This is a genomic window from Pyrobaculum sp. (assembly GCF_049971835.1).
Taxonomy (GTDB): domain Archaea; phylum Thermoproteota; class Thermoprotei; order Thermoproteales; family Thermoproteaceae; genus Pyrobaculum.
Window position 1 is genome coordinate 1 of record NZ_JBMFKV010000174.1, and the last position, 4,072, is coordinate 4,072.

At 63.1% G+C, this 4,072-nt stretch carries 5 protein-coding genes; all 5 read right to left on the minus strand.

From position 1 onward, the window contains the following. A partial coding sequence (locus tag ACP5J3_RS11695) for a hypothetical protein (RefSeq protein WP_428495851.1) occupies positions 1 to 603 on the minus strand: 603 nt, incomplete at its 3' end. Further along, positions 600 to 2,582, minus strand: a complete 1,983-nt coding sequence (locus ACP5J3_RS11700) for a helicase HerA domain-containing protein (RefSeq protein WP_428495852.1) — start codon at positions 2,580 to 2,582, stop codon at positions 600 to 602. The genes ACP5J3_RS11695 and ACP5J3_RS11700, both read right to left, overlap by 4 nt. Further along, positions 2,579 to 2,947, minus strand: a complete 369-nt coding sequence (locus tag ACP5J3_RS11705) for a hypothetical protein (protein WP_428495853.1) — start codon at positions 2,945 to 2,947, stop codon at positions 2,579 to 2,581. The genes ACP5J3_RS11700 and ACP5J3_RS11705 overlap by 4 nt, the downstream gene beginning before the upstream one ends. A 26-nt stretch (positions 2,948 to 2,973) precedes the next feature. Next, positions 2,974 to 3,549 carry a hypothetical protein gene (locus ACP5J3_RS11710; protein ID WP_428495854.1) on the minus strand — a complete coding sequence of 192 codons (576 nt, stop codon included), beginning with the start codon at positions 3,547 to 3,549 and terminating at the stop codon, positions 2,974 to 2,976. Between the two features lie 15 nt (positions 3,550 to 3,564). Further along, a partial coding sequence (locus ACP5J3_RS11715) for a ParA family protein (protein ID WP_428495855.1) occupies positions 3,565 to 4,072 on the minus strand: 508 nt, incomplete at its 5' end.

Consider the following 4,072-nt stretch of genomic DNA (forward strand, 5'->3'; position numbering starts at 1 on the left):
CCCGTCGTCTAGCCGTATGACGGCGAGTCTGGCGGGGGAGGCATTGATAATATACCCCTCGTAACGCCATATCGAGTACATCTCCTCCCGCTTTGGTGGCTTAACCACGGCGCGGCGGTCGCAACCCAGCACGACGGCGTACAGGCCGGAGCGGAATAGCTGGGCTATTAGCTCGACAGAGCCGCGTAGTATGAAGCCGTAGATGCAGTACTGTTTTTCAACACGGCCCTGGATGTAGAGAGAGCCCGGCGGCTCCAGCCACCTCTCCGCCTTTTTCTCACGCCTCAAGACGTACGCCTCCTGGGGGCTCTTCACCACCACCACGTCCCCCAGCTGGGCAAACGGAGTGTTGACGAGGCGCCAATACGTGTTGAAAATTCTCCTCACCCTTATCGGCGCCTCCCACTGAAAGTGGAGAGGCGTCGGCCGCGGAGGGGCGGGGACGGGGGGCGGGCCCGGCGCCGCGGGCAACTCCGGCCCGGGCGCGTGTTCGAGTAGCTCTCTGGCCGCCTCCGCCGCGCCGGGGCCCGCGGCGCGGGGCTCCTCTCTGGCCAGGCCTTGGGGGTCGCAGAGATCTGGCCTTCTTGTACAGATCTCAGTCATTTTCTCCGCGGCTTCAGCTCCGGGTCTAGGGGGATTTTCACCTGGTATTTAATCTCCCTGGGGGCCAGCAGCAGGACGCCCGTGGCGTACGGCCTCCCTCCCAGCGAAGCCTCGTAGGGCGTGAGGGCGCTTGTGAGATACGCGAGGTCTGACTGGCTGAGGCCTAGTATCTCCGCGGCGCCTCTAATTGCCCGGGAGGTGCCCCCCAGCACCAGAACCAGAGAGGCGCTTCTCAGCAGGTCGCGCTCCAGCTGAGTCTCTAGCTGTATAATAAACCACGCGGCGTACCCCTCCTTACGGCCCCCCTGCACCAGCTCGAGCAGCGCCCTCACAAGCTCGCCGGAGGCCGGGTTTCTCGGGTCGCCGACGAGCCTAGCCTCGTCGATTACAATTATCCTCCGGAGCATCTCAGGAGGCTCCTCCTCCGGCGCCTTGAACTTGCGGAATAGGTAGAGCATGAGAGCCGCCGTGAAGAAGGCGGCTACGTCATACGCCTCTCTAATAGACCGCAAGACGAAGACCGTATGGCTGGAGCCGTCCCACTGGATGTACTGCGGCGCCGCGCCCACCAGCGATGCCACCCTCTCCACGGCCGACCTCGCCGACTCGGCCCCCGCCACCTCAAAGCCGTACGCCCTGGCCACCCTCTGGAAGTCTAGACTGGCGGCGAGCACCTCGGCGAAGTCGGCAGGCAGTTGCCGGGGCACCTCAACTACCACCGCGCCGTTTAGCTTAGCCCAGCGGCGGAAGTCCCCGTGCGGGTCGACGACGGTGATAACAACGCCGCTACGGACAAGGGCGTTTAGCCACGACCCGACTGTCCACGACTTGCCCATACCCGACGGGCCGATAATAACGCCGTGTGCGTTAGGCAGAGAGTCTATGGGCACCGCCACGGGCCTCCCAAATCTGTCATACGCCAACGTGACGTACCTCCCCCTACCCAGGAGCTGCCCTCCGTAGAATATGGGGAAGCGCATGAGATCCCCCGTGAGGGCCTTAACTCCGTCTCTCAGCCGCCACAACTCCGCCTGCGCCAGCAGGTCGTGGGAGACGTTTTGCGTGTGGACGTCTGCGGTGCCGAAGGGGTACAGCAACACAGGCCTCTCGTTGTGTTGCGAAATGCGTTCAAGCACCGGGGCCAGCTCCCCAAGCCTCACCAGCCTCTTCCCGGTGTCCCTCCCCTCGTAGATACGTTGAAACTTCTTCACCACCTCCAGCGGCGGCCTGTCGGCCACCGCCACAGCCCAGCGGGGCATGTTGGCGTACACCCTCGCGTCGGGCCCCGACAGAAGCTCCAAAACCTGCCTAGAGGCCGGCCAGCTCTCGGCCACGGATCTGTGGGTGAACCTCACCATGAGAGGCACCTCCAGATACCCCCTGGCGAATCTACGCACAACCCAGAGCCAGACGGGGAGCACCACCGCCAGCGCCCAAGGCCCGGCGAAGGCGCTGTAGAAAAGCCAGAAGAAGGCGGTGGCGTATACCCTCCTATCCACAGGCCTCCCCCAACCGACCCAAGCCCCCTCTCTCGTGGCGACGTAGAACTCCTGCAACACCGCCTCCACCTGGCTGACCCGGGCGGGGTCGAACCTCCGCGAGGTGAACCGTATAAACTTCTCGTCGCCAATTACAACAAACGTCAGCCACTCCCCCCTCTGCAGAGACAGCTTATTGTAAAACTCGTGCACAGCCTCGGCGCTCTCCACCCCGAATAGACTGCGGTTAGGCTCCACTCTCCAAAGCCAGTGGTACAGCCCGCGGCGGGGGTCGTAGGCGCATCTCTCGTCGTCTGGATGTCTGACTCTAACCGGCTCAATCGGGGCGAATCTAGAGTAGAGCCACACTAAGAGATCCTCTCCGTGTAGGTAGACAAGCGGCAGGAGCAGAAGCGCCGCCGGAGGCCACTGCGGGGCGAGGAGGGCTACGAAAAACAGCCCCCCGGCGAAGTAGAGCAACACCCGGCTGTAGAACTTCATCTCCGCCCCGCCACAAGCTCGTCTATTTGTTGCGCGGGAGCCCTGCCTCTGTAGACGAGCTCCCTAGCCTTCTGAAAATCGCCGCGGCTCAGCGCGTCCACCACCGCCTTGACGTCGGCGCCGAACATAACGGCTCTCAGCACCAGGGCGTAGGCGTCCTTGTTGCCCCACAGCCTAACCGCCTTGTGGTAGCAGTCCAAATCCCCCAGGAAATTTACACAGAGATCCCAAGCCTCAGGATTCCTCGGCCTCACCCGCAACGCCCTGGGCCAGGCCTCCGCCGGCAAGACGCCGATTTTCAACCCAGGCGGCTTGGGATCCGGCAACACTCTGACGCCCCTCGCCGCCTTCCCCAACTCCTCCATCTTCCTCTTAAGCTCCCGCCTAAGCTCTAAGTAGCCCGCCTCCCCCCGCCTCTTAGCCCATCCCCGATCTCCTTCACCACCTTCACAATTCTCTTCCTAGTCCTCTCGAAGCCCTTGATGTCTGCGACCACGGGCGGCACGCCCGCCTGCATAGCCCAGGAGATTCTGCTGTCGAAAGGTATCCCTCTTAGAGACCACCGCGAGGTTTTGTTCACCACCACGTACACCCCCTCCCCCGTGAAGTATCTGAGGTCTGTGGGCTCTAAGACGAAGATGTATACATCCGCCGGGGGCACGTCGTAGGGAGCCGCGTCGATGACAACGTAGTCAACGCCCAGCTCCGCCGCCTCCTCCACGTCGGCGGCCAGCGGCAGGTAGCTCTTCACCAAGCCGGCGCCCGCCTTCGTAACAGACTTGTCTACATAAGCCACGCCGGCGGTGGCTAGGTGTAGGTAAAGCGCCAGCGACGTGGCCACCAGCGTCTTGCCAGCGCCGGGAGGCCCCACGACGGCCACAGACTTCACGCCCAACTGCGCCTGGCGGGGGAAAAACTTTCTACACACACGCCGCTCCTGTGGAGCCCCCTCCGCCTCCAGCCGCACGCCGGCCGCCCCTCGTCACGACGTTTTTAACGCGGCGAGCACGTAGTCTATCGACTTGCGGTTTTCTCTATCTCTCAACACGGCTTCGGCGACGGACACGCCGCGGCGGTCTCTGACGGCAACCCTCTTAATAGCCGCGGGCGTCAACTTCCTCGCGATTTTCAACTCGTCCTTCTCCAGCAGATTCAACACGGCCACCGAGGAGTAGGCCAGGTAGCGGCGGTACTGCTCAGCCTTCGCCTCTGAAATTTTTGAGACGAGGCGGCGGTCTCCCACAAACACGCCGTAGACCCCCATCTTCTGCATCTCTGCCAGAATCCCCAGCCGCAGCGCCGCCGCTGTGTCGATTATCACGAGGTCTACGGGGATTCCCAGCCTCTGAGCCAGCGCGGGGAGGCGCTCGGCGAAGTCGAGAAAAGCCTCCTCCACCTCTCTGGCGAAGTCCTCCCCACGCCTCGTGTAGAGAAGAGCCGCCTCGTAGCCCGGTATTAGGTAAAGCGTGGGGGAGATGCGGTGTACATAC

What these genes read in the sequence shown, in the direction of transcription:
- ACP5J3_RS11705 (WP_428495853.1), bottom strand. Translation starts at nt 2,947, where the DNA reads ATGGAGGAGTTGGGGAAGGCGGCGAGGGGCGTCAGAGTGTTGCCGGAT.
- ACP5J3_RS11700 (WP_428495852.1), bottom strand. Translation starts at nt 2,582, where the DNA reads ATGAAGTTCTACAGCCGGGTGTTGCTCTACTTCGCCGGGGGGCTGTTT.